General features: G+C 70.4%; 21 protein-coding genes. 10 read left to right on the top strand and 11 right to left on the bottom strand.

What is annotated here, in order from left to right; translation table 11 throughout:
- Positions 1 to 66 precede the first annotated feature (66 nt).
- From JO379_RS11225 to JO379_RS11240, 4 genes are all read right to left on the bottom strand, one after another.
- Positions 67 to 1,131 (bottom strand): ArsR/SmtB family transcription factor, encoded by a 1,065-nt coding sequence (locus JO379_RS11225; protein ID WP_130877659.1) that lies wholly within the window; start codon positions 1,129 to 1,131, stop codon positions 67 to 69.
- A gap of 450 nt (positions 1,132 to 1,581) precedes the next feature.
- Positions 1,582 to 4,296, bottom strand: coding sequence for a pyruvate, phosphate dikinase (gene ppdK / locus JO379_RS11230; RefSeq protein WP_130877660.1), 2,715 nt, complete (start codon positions 4,294 to 4,296; stop codon positions 1,582 to 1,584).
- A gap of 381 nt (positions 4,297 to 4,677) precedes the next feature.
- Positions 4,678 to 5,808 carry a tRNA dihydrouridine synthase DusB gene (dusB, locus tag JO379_RS11235; RefSeq protein ID WP_130877661.1) on the bottom strand — a complete coding sequence of 377 codons (1,131 nt, stop codon included), beginning with the start codon at positions 5,806 to 5,808 and terminating at the stop codon, positions 4,678 to 4,680.
- A gap of 78 nt (positions 5,809 to 5,886) precedes the next feature.
- Positions 5,887 to 6,777 carry a helix-turn-helix transcriptional regulator gene (locus JO379_RS11240; RefSeq protein ID WP_443742808.1) on the bottom strand — a complete coding sequence of 297 codons (891 nt, stop codon included), beginning with the start codon at positions 6,775 to 6,777 and terminating at the stop codon, positions 5,887 to 5,889.
- A 152-nt stretch (positions 6,778 to 6,929) separates the two neighbouring features.
- Between JO379_RS11240 and JO379_RS11245 the strand changes: the two genes are divergently transcribed.
- From JO379_RS11245 to JO379_RS11260, 4 genes are all read left to right on the top strand, one after another.
- Entirely contained in the window at positions 6,930 to 8,450 is a 1,521-nt protein-coding gene (locus JO379_RS11245) for an MFS transporter (RefSeq protein ID WP_307841957.1), read from the top strand.
- A gap of 146 nt (positions 8,451 to 8,596) precedes the next feature.
- A complete protein-coding gene (locus JO379_RS11250) occupies positions 8,597 to 9,601 on the top strand; it encodes an aldo/keto reductase (protein ID WP_130877662.1) in 1,005 nt (334 codons plus the stop codon).
- Between the two features lie 272 nt (positions 9,602 to 9,873).
- Positions 9,874 to 10,455: a TetR/AcrR family transcriptional regulator gene (locus tag JO379_RS11255; RefSeq protein WP_130877663.1), complete on the top strand. Its 582-nt coding sequence runs from the start codon at positions 9,874 to 9,876 to the stop codon at positions 10,453 to 10,455.
- A 111-nt stretch (positions 10,456 to 10,566) separates the two neighbouring features.
- Entirely contained in the window at positions 10,567 to 11,187 is a 621-nt protein-coding gene (locus JO379_RS11260) for a Uma2 family endonuclease (RefSeq protein WP_242626026.1), read from the top strand.
- A gap of 65 nt (positions 11,188 to 11,252) precedes the next feature.
- Here the strand turns inward: JO379_RS11260 and JO379_RS11265 are convergent, their stop codons facing one another.
- Entirely contained in the window at positions 11,253 to 12,635 is a 1,383-nt protein-coding gene (locus JO379_RS11265; protein ID WP_130877664.1) for a glycine--tRNA ligase, read from the bottom strand.
- A gap of 154 nt (positions 12,636 to 12,789) precedes the next feature.
- Here JO379_RS11265 and JO379_RS11270 point away from each other — a divergent pair, with 154 nt between their 5' ends.
- The 4 genes from JO379_RS11270 (at position 12,790) to JO379_RS11285 (ending at position 16,081) form a co-directional block, all read left to right on the top strand.
- On the top strand, positions 12,790 to 13,806 hold the full coding sequence (locus JO379_RS11270) for a metal ABC transporter substrate-binding protein (protein ID WP_209514829.1): 1,017 nt from the start codon (positions 12,790 to 12,792) through the stop codon (positions 13,804 to 13,806).
- A 26-nt stretch (positions 13,807 to 13,832) separates the two neighbouring features.
- Complete coding sequence (locus JO379_RS11275) at positions 13,833 to 14,642, top strand: metal ABC transporter ATP-binding protein (protein WP_130877666.1); 810 nt, start codon at positions 13,833 to 13,835, stop codon at positions 14,640 to 14,642.
- A complete protein-coding gene (locus tag JO379_RS11280) occupies positions 14,642 to 15,532 on the top strand; it encodes a metal ABC transporter permease (protein ID WP_130877667.1) in 891 nt (296 codons plus the stop codon). The genes JO379_RS11275 and JO379_RS11280 overlap by 1 nt, the downstream gene beginning before the upstream one ends.
- A 129-nt stretch (positions 15,533 to 15,661) precedes the next feature.
- Entirely contained in the window at positions 15,662 to 16,081 is a 420-nt protein-coding gene (locus tag JO379_RS11285; protein WP_130877668.1) for a Fur family transcriptional regulator, read from the top strand.
- Positions 16,082 to 16,153: 72 nt separating this feature from the next.
- Here JO379_RS11285 and JO379_RS11290 read toward each other — a convergent pair whose 3' ends face one another.
- From JO379_RS11290 to leuA, 4 genes are all read right to left on the bottom strand, one after another.
- On the bottom strand, positions 16,154 to 16,990 hold the full coding sequence (locus tag JO379_RS11290; RefSeq protein WP_209514831.1) for an isoprenyl transferase: 837 nt from the start codon (positions 16,988 to 16,990) through the stop codon (positions 16,154 to 16,156).
- Between the two features lie 25 nt (positions 16,991 to 17,015).
- A complete protein-coding gene (gene recO / locus JO379_RS11295; RefSeq protein ID WP_130877670.1) occupies positions 17,016 to 17,762 on the bottom strand; it encodes a DNA repair protein RecO in 747 nt (248 codons plus the stop codon).
- Between the two features lie 243 nt (positions 17,763 to 18,005).
- Positions 18,006 to 18,743, bottom strand: a complete 738-nt coding sequence (locus JO379_RS11300; protein ID WP_130877871.1) for a TerB family tellurite resistance protein — start codon at positions 18,741 to 18,743, stop codon at positions 18,006 to 18,008.
- Between the two features lie 245 nt (positions 18,744 to 18,988).
- Positions 18,989 to 20,752 carry a 2-isopropylmalate synthase gene (leuA, locus tag JO379_RS11305; protein ID WP_245381441.1) on the bottom strand — a complete coding sequence of 588 codons (1,764 nt, stop codon included), beginning with the start codon at positions 20,750 to 20,752 and terminating at the stop codon, positions 18,989 to 18,991.
- A 327-nt stretch (positions 20,753 to 21,079) separates the two neighbouring features.
- Between leuA and JO379_RS11310 the strand changes: the two genes are divergently transcribed.
- Complete coding sequence (locus JO379_RS11310; RefSeq protein ID WP_209514835.1) at positions 21,080 to 22,138, top strand: M4 family metallopeptidase; 1,059 nt, start codon at positions 21,080 to 21,082, stop codon at positions 22,136 to 22,138.
- Positions 22,139 to 22,167: 29 nt separating this feature from the next.
- Positions 22,168 to 22,440, top strand: coding sequence for a protealysin inhibitor emfourin (locus JO379_RS11315; protein WP_130877673.1), 273 nt, complete (start codon positions 22,168 to 22,170; stop codon positions 22,438 to 22,440).
- A 164-nt stretch (positions 22,441 to 22,604) separates the two neighbouring features.
- On the opposite strand, the gene era is transcribed toward JO379_RS11315, so the two are convergent.
- Positions 22,605 to 23,546 (bottom strand): GTPase Era, encoded by a 942-nt coding sequence (gene era / locus JO379_RS11320; RefSeq protein WP_130877674.1) that lies wholly within the window; start codon positions 23,544 to 23,546, stop codon positions 22,605 to 22,607.
- A 48-nt stretch (positions 23,547 to 23,594) separates the two neighbouring features.
- Complete coding sequence (locus JO379_RS11325) at positions 23,595 to 23,948, bottom strand: cytidine deaminase-like protein (RefSeq protein ID WP_130877675.1); 354 nt, start codon at positions 23,946 to 23,948, stop codon at positions 23,595 to 23,597.
- Positions 23,949 to 23,996 lie beyond the last annotated feature (48 nt).

A 23,996-nucleotide genomic window follows, 5' to 3' on the forward strand; every position in this document is an offset into this window, starting at 1 on the left:
GTGGCGGGGGCGGAGCGGTCGGGGATCGACGACTGAAGCGGCGGCCGGATTGAAAGGGGCTGCGGGTCACCCCCCGGGTGACTGCAGCATCGTGGCCGGGGTCGGGCGCTCGGGGATCGATGACTGGACCCTCGCCGACCGGTCCTTGGGGCACAGCTGGGTGCCGCGGTGGCCACCGCGCAGCAGGGCCGCGCCCAGTGGTGTCAGCGTGTGCATCACCGCGCTGCCGTTGCGCAGGGTGAGCACCAGCCCGGCCTCGCGCAGCACGCCGGCGTGCTGGCTGGCCGAGGCCGCCGATACGCCCACCCGGCGGGCGAGTTCGCTCGTCGTGCAGCCGCCCCCTATCGAACCGAGGACCGCCGAGCGGGTGTGGCCGACCAGCTTGCCCAGCGAGCGCGGGGCGTGCGTGACCGCGGGCGCGGACTCCGACATGTGCCGGGCGGGGTAGACGAGCACCGGGGTGAGCTCGGGGTTCTGGAAGGCCACCGGGGTGCGTCGGCAGAAGAACGACGGCAGGAGGAGTAACCCCCGCCCGTTCAGATGCAGATCGCGGTCCACGGGGTAGTCGCACTCCAGCACCGGTGCCCGCCAGCGCATCATCGGCGGCAGCGAGGACAGCAGCGCGTCGGCTCCGCCGTCCAGCAGCGCCCGGCCGCGCACCGCGCGGTCGGCTTCGATCTGCGCCTGGATGTGCGGCCAGTACGGCTCGATGGCCGCCTGGTGATAGGCGTGCAGCGCGCCGATCAGCTTGCCGAACGCCCGGGCGTCGCCCTCGGCGAGCGATCGTATCCAAGCGGGCAGCGTCCGCGCGCCGGCCACCCGGCCCAGCTCCTGGTGGACCCGGTCGGCGGGCGTGGCCCGCAGCGCCTGCATCCCCGACTCGAGCCCGAGTACGCCTTCGGGCGGGGTCAAGAAGTCGGGGAAATATCCGCGCGAGGGTACCAGCGGCGCGAGAAGCCGAGTTTCACCATTCAACCGAGTGCGGGTTTCCGAGCGCCAATCCCCGAAGATCGACTCGCCTTGTTTGTCCCGAAGTCGGTGCAAGCTCAATACGGTTTCCCAGAGTGCGTCCGGGTCTCCGGCCAGGCGCAACCGGGCCAGATCGAGTCCAGTGAAATGGACACGCAGCACCAAACCCCCACATGAGACATCCGCAACCACCCCCCGCTCACTGAGTATGCACACCGATACGAGGTGTTACCACGCCCTTTTGGCCACAGTTGAAAGGAGTCGCGGCGAACATCGCAGAAGCGAAATGCTATTCACGCACTCAGGGCCGCACCCGCTCGTTCCCGTGGGGGGTGGCGAGCGAAAAAGCGGTCGCTGAGTATGCGAGTTGCCGCCCGAGCCGATGCGGGCGGCAACAACTCCCGGTGGGGGAGTAAAGAGGGGCGGCGCTCCCGCACGGGCGCCGCCCCTTCGCCGTGCTCTGACGCCGGATGAAACCGACCTGTCACCTGCCGGTCACGCTCCCGGGGCTCCGCCCCGGACCCCGGTCCTCAAACTCCCCCAGCTACCGCTGGGAGGTGCCCCCAGCGGGCTGGATTTCCCAGCCCGCCCGGCGTCCGGCACAGCGCCGCGTCAGCGGCTGTCGCTGCCCCCGCCGATCGCCGCGGCGCGGCCCGCCTCCAGGCGGGCCACCGGGATGCGGAAGGGGGAGCAGGAGACGTAGTCCAGGCCCACCTCGTGGAAGAAGTGCACCGACTCCGGGTCGCCGCCGTGCTCGCCGCAGACGCCGAGCTTGAGGTCGGGCCGGGTGGCCCGGCCGGCCTTCACGGCCTCGCGGACGAGCGAGCCCACGCCGTCACGGTCGATGGTCTCGAAGGGGCTGACGCCGAAGATGCCCTTCTCCAGGTACGCGGTGAAGAAGCTGGCCTCGACGTCGTCGCGCGAGAAGCCCCACACGGTCTGGGTGAGGTCGTTCGTGCCGAAGGAGAAGAACTCGGCGGCCTCGGCGATCTGGCCGGCCGTCAGCGCGGCGCGCGGCAGCTCGATCATCGTGCCGATCGTCAGCTTGAGGTTCGTGCCGGTGGCGGCCTCGACCTCGGCGATGACCTGGTCGGCCTCCTCGCGGACGATCTCCAGCTCCTGGACGGTGCCCACCAGCGGGATCATGACCTCCGCGCGCGGGTCGCCCTTGGCGTTCTTGCGCTCGGCCGCGGCCTCGGCGATCGCCCGGACCTGCATGGCGAACAGACCGGGGATGACCAGGCCGAGGCGGACGCCGCGCAGACCCAGCATGGGGTTCTGCTCGTGCAGCTTGTGCACGGCCTGGAGCAGGCGCAGGTCGTTCTCGTTGGCGTCCTGGCGGGCCTCGGCGAGCGCGACGCGCACCGACAGCTCGGTGATGTCCGGCAGGAACTCGTGCAGCGGCGGGTCCAGCAGCCGCACGGTCACCGGCAGGCCGTCCATGGCCTCGAACAGCTCGACGAAGTCGGCCTTCTGCAGCGGCAGCAGCGCGTCGAGCGCGGCGTCCCGGTCGGCGTCGGTGTCGGCCAGGATGAGCCGCTCGACCATCTCGCGGCGCTCACCGAGGAACATGTGCTCGGTGCGGCACAGGCCGATGCCCTGGGCGCCGAAGCGGCGGGCGCGGGCGGCGTCCTCGGCGTTGTCCGCGTTGGCGCGTACCCGCAGGCGGCGGGTGCGGTCGGCGTAGGCCATCATCCGGTGCACGGCCTGGACCAGCTCGTCGGCGTCGTCGGCGCCCGCGTGCATGCGGCCCTCGAAGTACTCGACGACCGGGGACGGCACGACCGGGACCTCGCCGAGGTAGACCTTGCCGGAGGAGCCGTCGATGGAGACGACGTCACCCTCCTCGATGACCACGCCACCGGGGGCGGTCATGCGGCGGCGCTTGGTGTCGACCTCCAGCTCCTCGGCGCCGCAGACACAGGTCTTGCCCATGCCGCGGGCGACGACGGCCGCGTGCGAGGTCTTGCCGCCGCGCGAGGTCAGGATGCCCTCGGCGGCGATCATGCCGTTGAGGTCGTCGGGGTTGGTCTCACGGCGGATCAGGATGACCTTCTCGCCGGAGCGCGACCACTTCACCGCGGTGTAGGAGTCGAAGACGGCCTTGCCGACCGCGGCGCCCGGCGAGGCGGCGATGCCCCGGCCCAGCAGCTCGGTGGCGGCCTTCTCGTCGAAGCGGGGGAACATCAGCTGGGCGAGCTGCGCGCCGGAGACGCGCTGGAGCGCCTCGGCCTCGTCGATCAGGCCCTGGTCCACCAGCTGCGTCGCGATGCGGAAGGCCGCGCCCGCGGTGCGCTTGCCGACGCGGGTCTGGAGCATCCACAGCTTGCCGCGCTCGATGGTGAACTCGATGTCGCACAGGTCCTTGTAGTGCGTCTCCAGCGTCTGCATGATCTGCATCAGCTGGTCGTACGAGGCCTTGTCGAGCTGTTCGAGGTCGGCGAGCGGGACGGTGTTGCGGATGCCCGCGACGACGTCCTCGCCCTGCGCGTTCTGGAGGTAGTCGCCGTAGACGCCGGCGTGGCCGCTGGCGGGGTCGCGGGTGAAGGCGACGCCGGTGCCGGAGTCCGGGCCGAGGTTGCCGAAGACCATCGAGCAGACGTTGACGGCCGTGCCGAGGTCGCCGGGGATGCGCTCCTGGCGGCGGTAGAGCTTGGCGCGGTCGGTGTTCCACGACTCGAAGACGGCCCTTATGGCGAGGTCCATCTGCTCGCGCGGCTCCTGCGGGAAGTCCCGGCCGGTCTCCTTGGAGACGATGCCCTTGAACTCCTCCACCAGGCGCTGGAGGTCCGCCGCGTCGAGGTCGACGTCGGTCGTGACGCCCTTGGCGCGCTTGGTCTCCTCCAGGGCCTCCTCGAAGAGCTCGCCGTCGACGCCGAGGACGGTCTTGCCGAACATCTGGATGAGGCGGCGGTAGGAGTCCCACGCGAACCGCTCGTTGCCCGCCTGGGCCGCGAGGCCGGCGACGGAGGCGTCGGAGAGGCCGATGTTCAGGACCGTGTCCATCATGCCGGGCATGGAGAACTTCGCGCCGGAGCGGACGGAGACCAGCAGCGGGTCGTCGGCCTGGCCGAGCTTCTTGCCCATCCCCGCCTCGAGGGCGTCGAGGTGGGCGGATACCTCGTCACGCATCTCCGGCGGCTCGGCGCCGCTGGCGAGGTAGACCTTGCACGCCTCGGTGGTGATGGTGAAGCCGGGAGGAACGGGCAGACCGAGGTTGGTCATCTCGGCGAGGTTGGCGCCCTTCCCGCCGAGCAGGTCCTTGAGGTCCTTGTTGCCCTCGGTGAAGTCGTAGACGAACTTCTGGCGATCTGTGGTTTCCGGCACGGGACTCGACTCCTCACTGGGGTCCCCCCGTACACAGATGGGGGAGGGCCTGCTCAAACGTGCTGACGGCGGGGAGCCTACCCAGATCGAAGGCTTCTGGGCAGGTCCACTCCGCCGTCATACGGCTGTAACCACCCGTCCGCCAACAGATCGAAAGTGATCCATCTGGCGGGCGACGAAGGGGGTCAACTTCAAAGCTTGAACCCAACCTCACGGATACCATCCGCACCATCACAGGGTGTCGAGAAATCGAGCCATTCGCCGTCGGAAAGTGAACGCAAGAGGGGTGGCACGCAGTGCCACCCCTCAGAAGATTGACCCTCGCCTCAACCGCTCATCTGAGCGGACACTCGATCAGTGGTGGCGAGAATCACGCCGTCCTCAGCCGCCGGACGTGTCGAGCTCGGCGTCCGCGCTCACGGCCGCGCAGTCGTAGGGATCGTTGAGCCAGCCATCCGGGAGGACGACCCGGTTCCGCCCCGAGGTCCGCCCGCGCGGGCCGTCGGCGCCGACCGGCCAGGGCTGGTCCAGGTCCAGCTCGCTCAGAAGAGCGTCCATTTCGCCCAGGGATGAGGTGATAGCGAGCTTCCGTCGCATGTCCGAGCCGATCGAGAAGCCCTTGGTGTACCAGGCGACGTGCTTGCGGAAGTCGATGACACCGCGCTCCTCGCTCTCCAGCCACTCCCCCAGCAGCTCGGCGTGGCGCAGCATGACACGGGCGACCTCCTTGAGGGTGGGCGCGGCAGGGGCAGCGCCGCCGCCCTCGAAGGCGCCGACCAGGTCACCGAAGAGCCAGGGGCGGCCCAGGCAGCCGCGCCCGACCACGACACCGTCGCAGCCGGTCTCGCGCATCATGCGCACGGCGTCGTCCGCCGACCAGATGTCGCCGTTTCCGAGCACCGGGATCTCGGGGACGGTCTCCTTCAGGCGGGCGATGGCGTCCCAGTCGGCCGTCCCGCCGTAGTGCTGGGCGGCCGTGCGGCCGTGCAGGGCGATGGCGGTGACGCCCTCCTCGACGGCGATCCGGCCGGCGTCGAGGTAGGTGATGTGGTCGTCGTCGATGCCCTTGCGCATCTTCATGGTCACGGGCAGCGCACCCGCGTTGCCGACCGCCTCGCGCAGGATCGAGCGCAGCAGGTTCCGCTTGAAGGGCAGCGCGGAGCCGCCGCCCTTGCGGGTGACCTTGGGGACGGGGCAGCCGAAGTTCAGGTCGATGTGGTCGGCGAGGTCCTCGTCCACGATCATGCGGACGGCCCGGCCGACGGTGACCGGGTCGACGCCGTAGAGCTGGATCGAGCGCGGCTTCTCGGTGCCGTCGAAGTGGATCAGCCGCATGGTCTTGGCGTCCCGTTCGACGAGCGCCCGGGTGGTGATCATCTCGCTGACGAAGAGCCCCTTGCCGCCGGAGAACTCACGGCACAGCGTGCGGAAGGGCGCGTTGGTGATCCCGGCCATCGGGGCCAGGACCACCGGCGGCTGCACCGAGTGCGGGCCGATCTGGAGCTGCGTCATGAAAGCGGGTTTCCTCGGGCTCGTGCGGAGGGGGTCGACCGTCCATTGTCCCCCATGCGGTTCCCTCCCCCATTCGGGTCAGGATTCGGCGAGTGCCAGGGCGTGCAGTCGCCGCAGGCGCTCGTGGGTCTCCTCGTCGGCGGGGGTGAAGGTCACCACGCGGGCGCCGGGGTGGGGGCCGGTCCACAGACCGTTGTGGTCCAGGCGCAGCAGGCCCACGCGCGCCTGCTGGTAGGTCTTCGTCCGATGGCCGACGGGCTGGACGACCTCGTGTCGCGCCCAGATCTGCCGGAACTCGGGCGAGGCGTCGAGCAGCCTCTTGAGCAGGCACTTCCAGGCGGGTTCGGCGATGTGCTCGGCCATGGCGGCCCGGAACTTGCCGGCCATGGCCCGCATCTGCTCCTCCCGGTCGACGACGCTCGCGGCCCAGTCGCGGTTGGTGAAGGTGAGCCACAGGCAGTTGCGCTCCTCCTGCGGCAGGGCGTCGAGGTCGCACATCAGCGTCGCGTAGGTGCGGTTGTAGGCGAGGATGTCGTACCGCGCGTTCTGCACACAGGCGGGGAAGGGGTCCAGTCGCTCCAGGATCTGCCGGAGCGCCGGCGAGACGCCCGTGCACGCGGTGTCGGGCATGGGGTCCGCGGTACCGGCCAGGGCGAAGAGGTGGGCGCGCTCACCGGGGTCGAAGAGCAGCGCGCGGGCGATGGAGTCGAGGACCTGCGCGGACACCTGGATGGCCCTGGCCTGCTCCAGCCACGTGTACCAGGTGACGCCGACGGCGGCGAGCTGCGCCACCTCCTCGCGGCGCAGTCCGGGGGTGCGCCGGCGGCGGCCGCGCGGGAGGCCCACCTGTTCGGGGGAGATGCGCTCGCGGCGGCTGCGCAGGAAGGCGGCGAGTTCGCTGCGGCGGACGTCCGAGGCGGTCATGGCCGACCCGGCCGACATGGCCGCCGGGGCTGTCGCGGCCGGCATGACTGACGCGGCCGTCGTGACTGCCGGGGTCTCCTGCACCATCGTGGTCATTCTCCAAGGGTGCGGGACGCCCCAGTCGGTTGCCAGGTACTGCTTGTACCAGGATAAAGGCACTCTGGTACCCGGCTCCGCGAGCCGTCATCGTCGTATCCGTGAGTCGAATCCCGATACCGAAGACAGCCCCGCCTGCCCCGTCCATCCCCTCCACCTCGTCCGTCCCCTCTGCCGCTGACGCCTCCACCGTCCCCTCCTCCCCCTCCTCCCCCGCTTCCCCGGCCTCATCGGCGGGCGGGACAGCGCTGAGCCCGCTCGGGCTGTTCACCGTGCTGATGGGCGCGGCGCTGCCGATGGTGGACTTCTTCATCGTCAACGTCGCGCTGCCCACCATCGACCACGATCTGCACGCGGGCCCCGCCATGCTGGAGATGGTGGTCGGCGGCTACGGCGTCGCGTACGCGGTGCTGCTGGTGCTCGGCGGGCGGCTGGGCGACATGGTGGGCCGGCGGCGGCTGTTCCTGTGGGGCACGGCTGCTTTCGGTGTGACGTCGGTGGCGTGCGGGCTCGCGCCCGACGCCTGGACGCTGGTCGCGGCGCGGGTCGCGCAGGGCGCGGCGTCCGCGCTGATGATGCCGCAGGTGCTGGCGACCATCCAGGCCACCACCCAGGGTGCGCGCCGCACCAAGGCGCTCAGCATGTACAGCGGCACGGCCGGGGTCGCGAGCGCGGTCGGCCAGGTGCTGGGCGGGGTGCTGGTCTCCGTCGACCTCTTCGGTACCGGCTGGCGCTCGATCTTCCTGGTCAACGCGCCGGTCGCGGCGCTCGTGCTGCTGCTGACGGTCCGCGCGGTGCCCGAGACGCGCTCGGAGCACCCGACGAGGGTGGACGGGCGCGGCACGGTGCTGCTGTCGCTGACGCTGGTGTCCCTGCTGCTGCCGCTGACGGAGGGCCGCTCGGCGGGGTGGCCGGTGTGGTCGTGGGTGCTGCTGGCGGTGTTCCCCTTCGCGGCCGTGGCGTTCGTGGTGGTGGAGCGGCGTGAGGAGCGGGCCGGGCGGACGCCGCTGGTGCCGCCGTCGCTGCTGCGGATCCACTCGGTGCGCAGCGGGCTGGCACTCCTCGTGCCGTTCTCCATCGGCTGGGGCGGCTTCATGTTCGTGATCGCGGTGGCGTTGCAGGAGGGACTCCGGCTGGGCCCGCTCGCGGCGGGGGTGGCGCTGGTGCCGCTGTGCCTGACGTTCCTGCTCGGCTCGACGGTCGGTCCCCGGCTGGGCGCGCGCTACGGGCGGCGGGCGGTGACGGCCGGGACGCTGATCCAGGCGACCGGGCTGATCACCCTGGTGGCGACCTTCCACTGGGGCTGGGACGGACTCGGCGCGCTGGGGCCGGCCCCGGGGCTCGCCCTGCTGGGGCTGGGCCAGGGGGTGCTGCTGCCGCTGACCCTGCGGACCGTGCTGAGCGAGGTGCCGACGACGCAGGCGGGCGTCGGGGGCGGCGTCATGATCACCACGCAGCAGTCGTTCATGGCGCTCGGCGTCGCCACGCTCGGCACGCTCTTCCTCTCCCTGGCCCCGTCGGTCGGGATGCGCGACGCGCTGACGATCACGCTCGGGGCGCAGTTGGCGGCGGTGGCCGTGACGCTGCTGCTGAGCCTGCGGCTGCCGCGCGCGGTGGGGTGAGCGGGGGGCCGGAGAGGGCGAGGGCCCTTTCGGTGACACATGGAATGACAGATATTGAAATCTGTCATTCCATGTGTCACTCTTCTGGTGTCGGTTGGTTCCTCTCTCCGACGCCCCCTCCTCCGCCTCTTTTGAAGGAGCCCCCCGTGCTGCACCGCACTCTCGGCACCACCGGCCCCCAGGTATCCGCTCTCGGCCTCGGCGCGATGGGCATGTCCGCCCTGTACGGCGACGCGGACCGCACCGAGTCGATCGCCACGATCCACGCCGCGCTGGACGCCGGCGTCACCCTGATCGACACCGGCGACTTCTACGGCATGGGCCACAACGAACTGCTCATCAACGAAGCCCTGCGCACCGCTCCCGCCGGGGCCCGCGAGAAGGCCCTCACCAGCGTCAAGTTCGGCGCCCTGCGCACGGTCGAGGGCGGCTTCACCGGCGTCGACGGCAGCCCCGCCGCCGTCAAGAACTTCGCCGCGTACTCCCTCCAGCGCCTGGGCACCGGCCACATCGACGTCTACCGCCTCGCGCGTCTCGACCCGAAGGTGCCGATCGAGGAGACCGTCGGCGCCATCGCCGAGCTGGTCGAGGCCGGTCACGTCCGGCACATCGGCCTCTCCGAGGTGGGCGCCGAGACCATCCGCCGGGCCGCCGCCGTCGCGCCCATCGCCGATCTCCAGATCGAGTACTCGCTGATCTCGCGCGGCATCGAGGAGAGCATCCTGCCGACCGTCCGCGAGCTGGGCATCGGCGTCACCGCGTACGGCGTGCTCTCGCGCGGCCTGATCAGCGGCCACTTCACGCCCGGCCGGCAGCTCGCCGCGAACGACTTCCGTGGCATGAGCCCGCGCTTCCAGGGCGAGAACCTCCGGCACAACCTCGGCCTGGTCGAGGCGCTCCGCAAGATCGCCGAGTCGAAGGGCGCGAGTGTCGCGCAGACGGCGATCGCCTGGGTCCTCGCCCAGGGCGAGGACATCGTCCCCCTGGTCGGCGCCCGCCGCCGGGACCGCCTCACCGAGGCGCTCGGCGCGCTGGACGTCACCCTCGACGCGGACGACCTCGCCGCCATCGAGCGAGCCGTCCCGGCGGGGGCGGCGGCGGGCGACCGCTACCCGACGGACCAGATGGCGCACCTCGACAGCGAGCGGTGAGCCCTCCGGGCCGGTTCCGGGGAAGGGGCCCCGGGACGGCACGTGAGGGCGACGCCCGCTGCCCGGGCAGCCCGGTCGGCAGCGGCGGCGGGCGCTGCCGGTCCCGGCGGGCACATGCTTCCGCCGCGACGGCCGGAAACCACCGCAGCGGAGCCCGGTGGCCTGTCTACCGACGCAGTCCGGCCTCCTCGGCCCTCCGAGGCACCGCCGGGTACGGTCCTCTACCAGGGGGCGTCCCACCGCCCCGCCCCGACCGAAAGGCACTGCCCGCGATGCCGCCCGAGACCCTGACCCCCGACCGCATCCTCGAGGCCACCGAGGACGTGCTGCGCCGCTTCGGCCCGGCCAAGGCCACCGTGGTCGACGTGGCCCGGGCGCTGGGCGTCAGCCACGGCAGCGTCTACCGCCACTTCGGCAGCAAGGCCGCCCTGCGGGAGGCCGTCACCGAGCGCTGGCTCGACCAGTCGCACGCCGAGCTGTCCGCCGTCGCCGAAGCGGCCGGCCCGGCGGGGCCCCGGCTGCGCGCGTGGCTCACCGCCCTCTTCGCCGCCAAGCGCCGCAAGTCGGGCAGCGACCCCGAGCTGTTCGCGACGTACATGGTGCTCGTCGGCGAGAACAGCGGCGTCGTCGACCGGCACATCGAGACGATGATCGAGCAGCTCGCGGGAATCGTCGAGAACGGCATAAGCCAGGGCGAGTTCCGCTCCGTCGACCCGGCGACGGCGGCCCGAGCGGTCTGGGACGCGACCAACCGCTTCCACGACCCTGCCTACGCGGCCGACTGGTCCCGCCCGGGCATCGACGCCGCGTTCGACGCGGTGTGCGAGCTGGTGCTGCGGGGCCTGCACGCCTGATCGCCTGCGGCTCGGCTGCTCCCGTGAGGGGAGGTCGCGAGGACCGGCGGGGTGTCAGTGGCCGCCACTACGCTGTGTGTCAGCCCGCTTACCCGAGCAAGGAGGCGCATCATGACAGCCATGGTCGAGATTCCGCGCGAGACTGCGTCGTCGATAAGCCCCCCAGTCCCGGGCTCCGATGAGTTCGGCTTCGACAAGATGCGCCGCGATCTGGAGCAGATCAACGCGGCCTTCCCTGACGGCTACCGAGGGGAGATCATCAGGGGGAGGATCGTCGTGTCGCCGTGGTCCAAGGGCAAGTACCGCCCGATGATGCGCAGCTTCGTCCGCCAAGTGACACCCCATGCGCCGGAGGGGCACGAGGTGGACACGGCTCCGTTTCTCTTCGTGTTCCCGAGCCACAGCAGAGGCTTCGGGCCTGATATCCACGTCTCGGACGCCGAACTGACGGATGTCGACAGCATCTACCTCCCTGGCGAAGCTCTCTCCTTGGTGGGTGAGCTGACTTCCAAGTCGACCGCGGACTTCGACCGCCTCGACAAGGTCGAGGTCTACGGCAAAGCGGGCGTGCCGGTCTACGTCCTTGTAGACGTGCTCAACGAGACCGTCACCGTCTATTCGTCCCCGGCCGAGGGTGGCTACCGAAGGCACACACTGATCAAGTTCGGCGACAAGGTCCAGATCCCGGCCCCCTTCGACTGCGAGCTCGACACCGCCGACTGGCAGGCCTGACACAGCCCGAAGGCCCCGTCCCCGCCGTGGCGGGTCCGGGGCCTTCGGGCTGTGTCAGGCAGGGGTCAGCAGCCGAGCAGCCGCGCGCCCAGGTAGGCCTCGATCTGGTCGAGCGACACCCGCTCCTGCTTCATCGTGTCGCGCTCGCGCACGGTCACGGCGTTGTCGTCGAGGGTGTCGAAGTCGACGGTCACGCAGAACGGGGTACCGATCTCGTCCTGGCGACGGTAGCGGCGGCCGATGGCGCCGGCGTCGTCGAACTCGATGTTCCAGTTCTTCCGCAGGTCCGTCGCGAGGCCCTTGGCCTTGGGGGACAGCTGCGGGTTGCGGGACAGCGGCAGGACCGCGACCTTCACCGGGGCGAGGCGCGGGTCGAGGCGCATGACGGTGCGCTTCTCCATGACGCCCTTGGCGTTGGGCGCCTCGTCCTCGTTGTACGCGTCGAGCATGAAGGCGAGCATGGCGCGGTTGAGACCGGCCGCCGGCTCGATGACGTACGGGAAGTAGCGCTCGCCGGCCTCCTGGTCGAAGTACGACAGGTCCTGGCCGGAGCCCTTCGAGTGGGCCTTGAGGTCGAAGTCGGTGCGGTTGGCCACACCCTCCAGCTCCGAGAACTCCGAACCGCCGAAGTTGAAGCGGTACTCGATGTCGACGGTGCGCTTCGAGTAGTGGGAGAGCTTCTCAGCGGCGTGCTCGTACCACCGCATGTTCTCCTCGCGCATGCCGAGGCCGGTGTACCAGTTCCAGCGCTGCGCCATCCAGTACTCGTGCCACTCCTCGTCCTCACCCGGCTTGACGAAGAACTCCATCTCCATCTGCTCGAACTCGCGGGTGCGGAAGATGAAGTTGCCCGGCGTGATCTCGTTGCGGAAGGACTTGCCGGTCTGGGCGATGCCGAACGGCGGCTTCTTGCGCGAGGTCAGCTGCACCTGGCTGAAGTTGGTGAAGATGCCCTGCGCGGTCTCGGGGCGCAGGTAGGTGACCGAACCGGTGTCCTGGGTCGGGCCGAGGTGCGTGGCCAGCAGACCGGAGAACTGCTTGGGCTCGGTGAAGGCGCCCTTGTTGCCACAGTTGGGGCAGTTGAGGTCGGCGAGGCCGTTCGCGGGCAGCTTGTTGTGCTTGGCCTCGTACGCCTCCTCCAGGTGGTCCGCGCGGTAGCGCTTGTGGCAGGAGGTGCACTCGGTCAGCGGGTCCGAGAAGGTGGCGACGTGACCGGACGCCTCCCACACCTCACGGGCCAGGATCACCGACGAGTCGAGGCCGACGACGTCGTCGCGCGAGGTGACCATGGAGCGCCACCACTGGCGCTTGATGTTCTCCTTGAGCTCCACGCCGAGGGGTCCGTAATCCCAGGCGGCACGCTGGCCGCCGTAGATCTCACTGCACGGATAGACAAAGCCACGGCGCTTGCTCAGGCTGACGATGGTGTCGATCTTGTCGGCGGCCACGGTGCTCTCTTCATTGCGACGACGAACAGCGAATGCTTCAGGTTACCGGCGGCGCCACCCCCCTAATCAAATCGGCACTGGCCTGGGCTTCACCCGGACCCCCGAGCGAACGCCTTGTTGACAATCGTTTCCACTTTTGTTGAAAATGAGTGTCATGAACGTACGCCCGACCTCTCCCCGATCCGCCCGATCCGCCCGAATAACCACCGGCACGATCGCCGCGCTCGCCGCCCTCGGGCTGCTCTCCCTCACCGCCTGCTCCTCGGAGACGGACGGAAAAAATTCGGAGGGCAAGCTCAAGGTGGTGGCGTCGTTCTACCCCATGGAGTTCCTGGCCAAGGAGATCGGCGGCGAGCACGTCAGCGTCTCCGCCCTGACCAAGCCCGGCGTCGAGCCCCACGAGCTGGAGCTCACCCCCAAGCAGACCGCCTCCCTCGACGAGGCGGGCGCGATCATCTACCTCAAGGGCCTCCAGCCCGGCGTCGACAAGGCGATCAAGCAGTCGAACGCCAAGCACGTCGTCGACGCGGCCTCCCTCACCGAGCTGGAAGAGCACGGCGACGAGGTCGACGGCAAGAAGCACGAGTCCGAGGACAAGCACGCCGACAAGCACGAGGACGAGCACGAGGGCCACGAGCACAAGCACGAGGGCGGCGACCCGCACATCTGGCTCGACCCGGTGAAGTACGCCGAGGTCGCCAAGGGTGTCGCCAAGACCCTCGCCGAGGCCGACCCCGACCACAAGGCGGACTTCGAGAAGAACGCCGACGCGCTGGCACATAAGCTGGACGGGCTGCACAAGAAGTTCGAGGCGGGCCTGAAGAACCGGGCTTCCGACACCTTCATCTCCACCCACGCCGCCTTCGGCTACCTCGCCGAGCGCTACGGCCTCACCGAGGAGGCCGTCAACGGGCTGGACCCGGAGTCCGAGCCCAGCGCGGCCCGGATGAAGGAGCTCCACGAGGTCGCCGAGAAGCACCACGTCTCCACGATCTTCTTCGAGACCCTCGCCGACCCGAAGACGGCGAAGACCCTGGCCTCGGACCTGGGGCTCAAGACGGACGTGCTCGACCCGCTCGAGGGGATCACGGACAAGTCCAAGGGCGACGACTACTTCGAGGTCATGGAGTCCAACCTCGCCGCCCTGCGGAAGGCACTCGGCACCAAGTGAGTCAGACGAACCCGGCGGAGGCCGACATGAGCGGATCGAAGCGCCCGGAGGCGAGCCGAGCGCGTGAAGGGGCGGAGCCCGTCATAGCGCTGCGCGGGGCCACCGCCTCGCTCGGCTCCCGCCCCGTGCTGCGCGGTGTGGACCTCACCGTGCGGCGCGGCGAGGTCGTCGCGCTGCTCGGTGCCAACGGTTCCGGCAAGTCCACGGCCGTCAGGGCCATCGTCGGCCAGGTGCCGCTCACCGGCGGCGAGCTGGAGCTGTTCGGCACCCCCAAGCGCCGCTTCCGCGACTGGGCCCGCGTGGGGTACGTACCGCAGCGCACCACCGCCGCCAGCGGGGTCCCCGCGACCGTGCGCGAGGTCGTCGCCGCCGGGCGGCTGGCCCGTACGAGGCTGGGCCTGACCCGCAAGGCCGACCGGGAGGCCGTGGTCCGGTCCCTGGAGCTGGTCGGCATGGCCGACCGGATCAAGGACTCCGTGAACGCGCTCTCCGGCGGCCAGCACCAGCGGGTGCTCATCGCCCGCGCGCTGGCCGGCGAACCCGAGCTGCTGATCATGGACGAGCCGATGGCCGGCGTCGACCTGGCCAGCCAGGAGGTCCTCGCGAGCGCCCTGCGCGAGCAGGTCTCCCGGGGCGCCACCGTGCTGCTCGTCCTGCACGAGCTGGGCGCCCTGGAGCCGCTCATCGACCGCGCCGTCGTGCTCCGCGACGGCTGCGTCGTCCACGACGGCCCGCCGCCGGAGGCCGTGGGCCAGCACGCGCTGCCCGGCCACGACCATGTCCACCCGCACGCCGACCCGGCTGCCGAACCGATCCGGACGGGGTTGCTCACCTGATGGACATCCTGAATCCCGCCTTCATGCAGCGGGCGCTGCTCGCCGCCCTGCTGGTCGGCATCACCGCCCCCGCCATCGGCATCTACCTCGTCCAGCGCCGTCAGGCGCTGATGGGCGACGGCATCGGCCACGTCGCGCTCACCGGCGTCGGCCTCGGCTTCCTGCTCAACACCAGCCCGGTGTGGGTGGCCACCGCCGTGTGCGTCGTCGGCGCCGTGGTCATGGAGCTGATCCGCTCCTCCGGCAAGACGCGCGGCGACATCGCGCTCGCCATGCTCTTCTACGGCGGCATGGCCGGCGGCGTCATGCTGATGCATCTGTCCGGCGGCTCCAACGCCAATCTCATCAGCTACCTCTTCGGCTCGATCACCACCGTCGCGGAGGAGGACATCCTCGCGATCTGCGTGCTGGCCGCCTTCGTGATCCTCACCACGGTGGGGCTGCGCAAGCAGCTGTTCGCCATCTGCCAGGACGAGGAGTTCGCCCGCGTCACCGGGCTGCCGGTGCGGCTGCTGAACCTGCTGGTCGCGGTCACCGCCGCGCTGACCGTCACCGTCGCGATGCGCGTGGTCGGCCTGCTGCTGGTGAGCGCCCTGATGGTGATCCCGGTGGCCGCCTCGCAGGCCATCGCCCGCAGCTTCGCGACCACCTTCGCGCTGGCCGTCACCATCGGCGTCCTGGTGACCGTCTCCGGGACCGCCACCTCCTACTACGTGGACGTGCCCTCCGGCGCGACCATCGTGCTGCTCGCGATCGGCGTCTTCCTGACCCTGACCGCGCTCGCCGCGCCACTGGCCCGCAAACGGGCCAGGCACGCCGCCGACAGCGAGAAGCACTGCACACTGGACGTGCCGGGCACCCCCGCGGACGACGTACGGGTGGAGGCCTGACGGGCCCCGCCCGCGGCCGCCCGCAGGAGGCCGGGGACGCTCAGTCGTACGGGAGATGACGCCGGGCCTGGCACAATTGGCCGGGCACTACGTACGGATGCGTGTTCAGGCGAGCTTGAGGAGGCAACTGTGGCGACCGCGGGTCCCCCGGTACGCGGCCGGTCCACCAAGCAGCGGGCCGCTGTCGCGGCGGCGCTCGACGAGGTGGACGAGTTCCGCAGCGCGCAAGAGCTCCACGACATGCTCAAGCACCGCGGCGACTCGGTCGGCCTGACCACCGTCTACCGCACGCTGCAGTCCCTCGCCGACGCCGGCGAGGTCGACGTGCTGCGCACGAGCGAGGGCGAGGCGGTCTACCGCCGCTGCTCCAGTGGGCACCACCACCACCTGGTCTGCCGGGTGTGCGGCAAGGCCGTCGAGGTCGAGGGCCCGGCCGTGGAGAAGTGGGCGGACTCCATCGCCGCCGACCACGGCTTCGTCGACGTGGCCCACACCATCGAGATCTTCGGCACCTGCGGGGACTGCGCCGCCGCGCGCTCCCGGAGCTGACGGAAGCACTGACGGATACAGCACTGCTCCGGGCGTCGGCCGATGCCCGGAGCAGTGCTGTATCCGTGGGTCTCACGCCTTCGGCGCGGGGTCCTTGGCGAGCTCGTCCTCGTTCGGGATCGCGCCGCCGAAGCGGCGGTCGCGCTGTGCGTACTCCAGGCAGGCGCGCCACAGGTCACGGCGGTCGAAGTCCGGCCACAGCACGTCCTGGAAGACCATCTCGGCGTAAGCGCTCTGCCAGATCAGATAGTTGGACGTGCGCTGCTCGCCGGAGGGCCGTACGAAGAGGTCCACGTCCGGCATGTCGGGGTAGTAGAGGTACTTGGCGAACGTCTTCTCGTTCACCTTCGACGGGTCCAGCCGGCCCGCCGCGATGTCCCGGCCGATCGCCGCGGCAGCGTCCGCGATCTCCGCGCGGCCACCGTAATTGACGCAGAAGTACATGGTCATGGCGTCGTTGTTCTTGGTCTGCTCCTGGGCGACCTGGAGCTCCTCGACCACCGACTTCCACAGCTTCGGCATCCGGCCGGTCCACCGCACCCGGATGCCCAGCTCGTCCATCTCGTCGCGGCGGCGGCGGATGACGTCCCGGTTGAAGTTCATCAGGAAGCGCACCTCTTCGGGCGAGCGCTTCCAGTTCTCGGTGGAGAAGGCGTACAGGGAGAGGTTCTTGACGCCCATCTCCAGGCAGCCCTTGAGGACGTCCATGACGACGCCCTCGCCGACCTTGTGCCCCTCGGTGCGCGGCAGCCCGCGCTCCTTCGCCCAGCGGCCGTTGCCGTCCATGACGATCGCCACGTGGTTCGGGACCAGCTCGCCCGGGATCTTCGGCGGCCGCGCCCCGGACGGGTGCGGTTCAGGGGTGAGGTACTCGCGTCGGGAACGGCCCAGAATCCCGCGTCGTGCCATGCGTGCCACTTCTCCTCGATACCAGTTACTTTTCCACGTAGCGGAGGGAGCGAAGCCCCCGCTCCAGGTGCCAGTGCAGATACGCGGCCACCAGGCCGCTGCCCTCCCGGACATGGCGCGGCTCGCACGCGTCCGCCGTCGCCCAGTCCCCGGTCAGCAACGCGCCGAGGAGTTCGATCGACTCCGAGGAGGGTACGACGCTTCCGGGCACCCGGCACTCCCCGCAGACGACCCCGCCGGCCGCGACCGAGAAGAATCGGTTCGGCCCGGGCATACCGCACTTCGCGCACGCCTCGAAGCTGGGCGCGTAGCCGTTGACGGCGAGGGAGCGCAGCAGGAAGGCGTCCAGGATGAGGTGCGGGGCGTGCTCGCCCGCGGCGAGCGTCCGCAGTCCGCCGACCAGCAGCAGATACTGCTGCACGGCGGGCTCGCCCTCGTGGTCGGTGAACCGCTCGGCGGTCTCCAGCATGGCGGTGCCGGCGGTGTAGCGGGCGTAGTCGGTGACGATCCCGCCGCCGTACGCGGCGATGGTCTCGCTCTGCGTACAGAGCGGCAGCCCGCGCCCGACGAGCTCGCTGCCGCGCGCGAAGAACTGCACGTCGACGTGCGAGAACGGCTCCAGGCGCGCCCCGAACTTCGACTTGGTCCGCCGCACGCCGCGCGCTACGGCGCGTACGCGGCCGTGACCGCGGGTGAGCAGAGTGATGATGCGGTCCGCTTCGCCGAGCTTTTGCGTGCGCAGCACGATGCCGTCGTCGCGGAAGAGACTCATGGAGCCATTGTCCCGTACGGGCGAGGAGCCGTGGCCCGCGGGCGCCTCCGGCGGGACTTCTCCCCTACCCGCCCCTTCCCGAACTGGGGGCGGGCCCCCAGGCCCCCTGGCCCCTGGCCGCACCGGGGCCGGGCCTGCGGCCCGGTGTCCTCAAGCGCCGGACGGGCTGGATTTCCAGCCCGTCCGGCGCTTGAGGACAACACAGCCCGTCCGGCGCTTGAGGACAGCTCAGGGCAAAACGAACTACGTAGGCATCCGCGCCGCCGCCAGCAGGCGATCCGTGTCTTCCGGGCAGATCAGCAACGCCCGCCCCACCGTCGACAAGACTTCCCGCTCCGCCGGCCGGTACGGGCCGTCCGCCAGGGCGATACGGGCGCCCTGGAGCAGGATCGCCTCGCGTCCCGCGGGGGCGAGGTGCGGGGCCAGGGGCTCCAGGGCCTCGTGGAGCTCGATGGCCAGCGCCGTGCCGCACGGGTCGAAGCCGCCCCGGCCTCCCCCGGTGCCGGCCGGGAACGCGCCGCCGGCGTACATGCCGGGCAGCCGCCCCGTGTCCGCGGCGAGCGCCTCGATCAGGGTGATCAGCTGTTCCTCGCTGCAGTCCGCGAAGCCCGCCGCCCGCACCGCGCCGACGGCGGCCCTGCGGACCGTACGGGCCTCGGTACCGCCCGCGGCGAGGACGGCGAGGGCCACGGTGTGCACGGCGTCACGGAGCATCGCGGAGAAGCGGGTGGTGGTGGGGTGGTCGAGGACGTCCATGCCGAACCTGGCGTGACAGGCCGCGCACTCGACGATCGGCCCGACGGGGCCGCGCGGCAGCAGGGGCACCCCGAAGGCGACGAGGCGACGGTGGCCCGTGCGGCGCCGGTAGTTGCGGTCACCGCCACAGCCGGGGCAGAAGAACTCGCCGTCCCCGACGGTGCGCCATACGGTGCGTACGCCCACCACACACCGGTCCGGGCTGTGTCGGCCTTGCGCGTGCATCACGGCGCACCTCCATAACGCCACGGCCTCGTCGCCGCGTTGACGTGATGTTAGCCACATCGGTGATGTCCGTCAGCACCTCCTGCGGGGGGTCTTCCGGCAAGAGCAGGCCGAACATGCCACCGACTCCATCAGAACCGGTGGTTTCGGCAGCCCTTGATTGACGACGGGCATGCACGGAGGCCCGGCACCGCATCGGTGCCGGGCCCGGTCGAGAAGGGAGTCGAGAAGGGATCAGGCCAAGGTCAGTTCCGGTACGCGCGGTTGACCGCGGAGACGACGGCCTTGATCGAGGCGCGGGTGGTGTTGGGGTCGATGCCGATGCCCCACAGCACCACGCCGTCGATCACGCACTCGATGTACGAGGCGGCCTGCGCGCTGGCGCCCTCGCTCATCGTGTGCTCGGAGTAGTCCAGCAGACGGGCGTCGACGCCGACCGAGCCCAGCGCGTCGAAGAACGCGGAGATCGGGCCGTTGCCCGTACCGGTCAGCACCGTGTCCCGGCCGTCCAGGACGGCCTCGACGGTCAGCGAGTCGACGCCGTCGCCGGCCGTCGAGGTCTGGGTGTCGCGCAGGGCGATGCGGCCCCACGGGTTCTCCGGCGTGGGCAGGTACTCGTCCTGGAAGACCGACCAGATCTGCTGCGGGGTGACCTCGCCGCCCTCGGCGTCGGTCTTGGCCTGGATGGTGCGGGAGAACTCGATCTGCATCCGGCGCGGCAGATCCAGCTTGTGGTCGTTCTTCAGGACGTAGGCGATGCCGCCCTTGCCGGACTGCGAGTTGACGCGGATGACGGCCTCGTAGCTGCGGCCGACGTCCTTGGGGTCGATGGGCAGGTACGGCACGGCCCACTCGATGTCGTCCACGGTCTTGCCCTGGGCGGCCGCGTCGGCCTCCATGGCGTCGAAGCCCTTCTTGATGGCGTCCTGGTGGGAGCCGGAGAAGGCGGTGTAGACCAGGTCGCCCGCGTAGGGGTGGCGCGGGTGGACCTCCATCTGGTTGCAGTACTCGGAGGTGCGACGGATCTCGTCGATCTGCGAGAAGTCGATCTGCGGGTCCACGCCCTGGCTGAACAGGTTCATGCCGAGGGTGACCAGGTCGACGTTGCCGGTCCGCTCGCCCTGCCCGAACAGGCAGCCCTCGACCCGGTCCGCCCCGGCCATGACCGCCAGCTCGGCGGCGGCGACGGCCGTGCCCCGGTCGTTGTGCGGGTGCACCGACAGACACACGAACTCGCGCCGCGACAGGTTCCGCGACATCCACTCGAAGCGGTCGGCGTGGGTGGAGGGGGTCGACCGCTCCACGGTGGCCGGCAGATTGAGGATGATCTCGCGGCCCGCCTCGGGCTGCCAGACGTCCATGACGCCCTCGCAGACCTCCAGGGCGAAGTCCAGCTCGGTGTCGGTGAAGATCTCCGGGCTGTACTGGTAGCCGAACGCGGTCCCGTCGCCGAGGATCTTGTCGGCGTACTCCATGACCAGCCGGGTGCCGTCCACGGCGATCTGCTTGACCTGCTCCCGCGAGCCCCGGAAGACGACGCGGCGGAAGACGGGCGCCGTGGCGTTGTACAGGTGCACGGTCGCGCGGTGCGCCCCGCGCAGCGATTCGACGGTCCGCTCGATCAGCTCTTCGCGCGCCTGGGTCAGGACGGAGATCGTCACGTCCTCGGGGATCGCGCCCTCTTCGATGATCGACCGTACGAAGTCGAAGTCGGTGGCCCCGGAGGAGGGGAAGCCGACCTCGATCTCCTTGTAGCCCATGCGGACCAGCAGGTCGAACATCTCGCGCTTGCGGGCCGGCGACATCGGGTCGATCAGCGCCTGGTTCCCGTCGCGCAGGTCGGTGGAGAGCCAGCGGGGGGCGGCGGTGATGCGGTTGTCCGGCCAGGTGCGGTCGGGGATGTGCACGGCCTCGTAGCGGCCGTACTTGTGGATCGGCATCCCGGACGGCTTCTGGGTCACGGTGGCCGCGGTGACGGGCGTGGGCCTGCCGACGGAAATCTCGGTCATCTGCGTAGGGCTCCTCATGTGTCCGCTGCAACGAGCGGCCGACGGGGGGCGGGATGGCGCACCACCGAACTCCGCGGGGAGGGGGTCGGCCTACGACTTACAGACCCTCGCCGCGGCAGCTAAGAAGAAGCAGCCCGTAACGCATGATGCACAGCACACTAACCGAGATGGCCGGTCCGGACAGGCCCCGTATCAGCATGCGGGATGCGGTGTGTCATACGGACCGGATCCGGAACGCCTGCCACCCAAAAGGAGCCCAACCACTCGATTTCATTAATCATGACCGCAAGGAGTGACACGACGGAAACCCAGTGCCACATTCAGGCCATGGACGCCACATCTCACAAGGTCTTCTGCACCATCGTTCCGCCCCACGTGCTGGACAGGCTCGCGCAGTCCGAGGACGAGCGGCTCTCCGGGCCCGCCCGGCGCACCCTGGAGCACGACTCCCTCCAGCGCACCCGCCGCCGGATCACCGCCCTGCGCGGTGCCGCGGCCCCGCTCGGCACCCCCTCCGACACACCACAGCGCACGATCTTCGACGCCGAGCACCAGGAGACGCTCCCGGGCCGGAAGGTGCACTCCGAGGGCGACCAGCCGGCCCAGGACGCCACGGTCAACCGCGCGCACGCGGGGCTCGGCGCGACGTTCGAGCTGTTCCTCAAGGTCTACGGGCGGCATTCCATCGACGGCGCCGGGCTGCCGCTGAACGCGACGGTCCACTACGGCGAGAACTACGACAACGCCTTCTGGGACGGCGAGCGGATGGTCTTCGGGGACGGGGACAACGACCTCTTCCTCGACTTCACCATCCCCGTCGACGTCATCGGCCACGAGCTGACCCACGGCGTCGTACAGCACACGGCCAATCTGGAGTACTACGGCCAGTCGGGCGCGCTGAACGAGTCCGTCGCGGACGTCTTCGGCTCCCTCATCAAGCAGTACGCCCTCGGGCAGACCGCCGACCAGGCCGACTGGCTGATCGGGGCGGGTCTGCTGGGGCCCAATGTGGACCGTGGTGAGGCCCTGCGCTCGATGAAGGCACCCGGCACCGCCTACGACGACGACATCCTCGGCAAGGACCCGCAGCCCGCCACCATGGACGACTACGTCCGCACCTCACGCGACAACGGCGGCGTGCACATCAATTCCGGCATCCCCAACCACGCCTTCTATCTGCTGGCCACCGCCCTCGGCGGCAACGCCTGGGAGCGCGCGGGTCACATCTGGTACGACACGCTGACCGGCGGCGAGCTGGCCTCGGACGCCGACTTCAAGGACTTCGCGCGGCTGACCGTGGAGGCGGCCCGGGCCCGGTTCGGCGAGGGCGCCGAGCTCGAAGCCGTGCTCAAGGCGTGGTCGTCGGTGGGAGTTCCCACCTCGTAGAGACGAGCCGACGGGGTAAGGATGGCGTTATGCGGATTGCCATCACCCGTACCGGCGGTTTCGCCGGTATCGAGCGCCGGGCCGAGCTGGACACGACCGGCCGGCCCGACGCGACCCACCTGGAAGCTCTCGCGCACCGGGCACTCGTCCCGTGCGCCCCGGGGGCCACGGCGCCGCCCGGGGTGCCGGACGGCTTCCACTACGACATCACCGTGGACGGCCGGACGGTGCACTGCGCCGACCCGCACGTCACGCACGAGCAGCGGGAGCTGATCAGATACGTCCTGAAGGAAGGCGCGTAACGCATGCGGTAGGGACTGCATACCGCATGCGGTAGGGACTAGAAGCCGAGCTTCCGGAGCTGCTTCGGGACCTCCCCCCTCTGCCGCCCTCGCACCGCTCGGCCCCAGGGGGCCTCCCGGGCTTCGGACGACTGCGCCGTCCTCCGGCCGGCCGAGGGCGTCCGCTAGAAGCCGAGCTTCCGGAGCTGCTTCGGGTCCCGCTGCCAGTCCTTGGCCACCTTGACGTGCAGGTCGAGGTAGACCGGCGTGCCGAGCAGGGCCTCGATGTGCTTGCGGGACTTCATGCCGACCTCCTTCAAGCGCGCGCCCTTGGGGCCGATGATGATGCCCTTCTGGCTCGGCCGCTCGATGTAGACGTTGGCGTGGATGTCGAGCAGCGGCTTGTTCTCCGGCCGGTCCTCGCGCGGGATCATCTCCTCCACGACGACGGCGATGGAGTGCGGCAGTTCGTCGCGCACACCCTCCAGCGCGGCCTCGCGGATCAGCTCGGCGACCATGACCATCTCGGGCTCGTCGGTGAGGTCGCCCTCGGGGTAGAGCGGCGGGCTCTCCGGGAGCAGCGGGGCGATGAGGTCGGCCAGCAGCGAGACCTGCTTGTCGCCCACCGCCGAGACGGGGACGATCGTCTGCCACTCGAAGCCGAGCTCCACGGCGAGCTGGTCGATCGCGATGAGCTGCTCGGCGAGCTGCTTGGAGTCGACCAGGTCCGTCTTGGTGACGATGGCGATCTTCGGGGTCTTCTTGATCCCCGCGAGTTCCTTGGCGATGAACTTGTCACCGGGGCCGAGCTTCTGGTCGGCGGGCAGGCAGAAGCCGATCACGTCGACCTCGGCCCAGGTGGTCCGCACGACGTCGTTGAGCCGCTCGCCGAGCAGCGTGCGGGGCTTGTGCAGCCCGGGGGTGTCGACGAGGACGAGCTGGGCGTCGGGGCGGTGCACGATGCCGCGCACGGTGTGGCGGGTGGTCTGCGGCCGGTTGGAGGTGATCGCGACCTTCGTCCCCACCAGTGCGTTGGTCAGGGTCGACTTGCCCGCGTTGGGGCGGCCGACGAAGCACGCGAAGCCCGCGCGGTGAGGGGCCTGGGAGGGGGAGGCAGCACTGTCCATACTCGGTATTCTCCCCGATCCCCGGCCCCCCGCCGACCAGCGGCCCGGCTACCCCGCGGTGAGGGCGGCGCGCACGGTCCCGTCCGGGCCCGCGAGGAGTACGGGGGTGGTGGGCCCGCCCAGGTCGCGGACGGCCGCGCGGTCCGCGTCGGACGCGGCCTCGGCCTCGGAGACGACGACGGCGGCCTCCAGCGACTTCGCGCCACTGGCCACGGCCATCGCGACGGCGGTGGCGAGGGCGCTGAGCTTCAGCGAATCGAGGTCGACGGTCCCGGCGACGTACGTCCGGCCGTTCTCGTCACGCACGGCGGCGCCCTCGGCCACGGCGTTACGGGCGCGCGTGGATCGGGCGAGCGTGATCAGCTTGCGGTCTTCGGGGTCCAGCGTGGCGTTGTCCGTCATACGGCGGAGCATATTGAACGGCGCACCGGCCCCGGCCGCCGGGCCGGG

Origin of the sequence: Streptomyces syringium (genome assembly GCF_017876625.1) — a bacterium.
GTDB classification, from domain to species: domain Bacteria; phylum Actinomycetota; class Actinomycetes; order Streptomycetales; family Streptomycetaceae; genus Streptomyces; species Streptomyces syringius.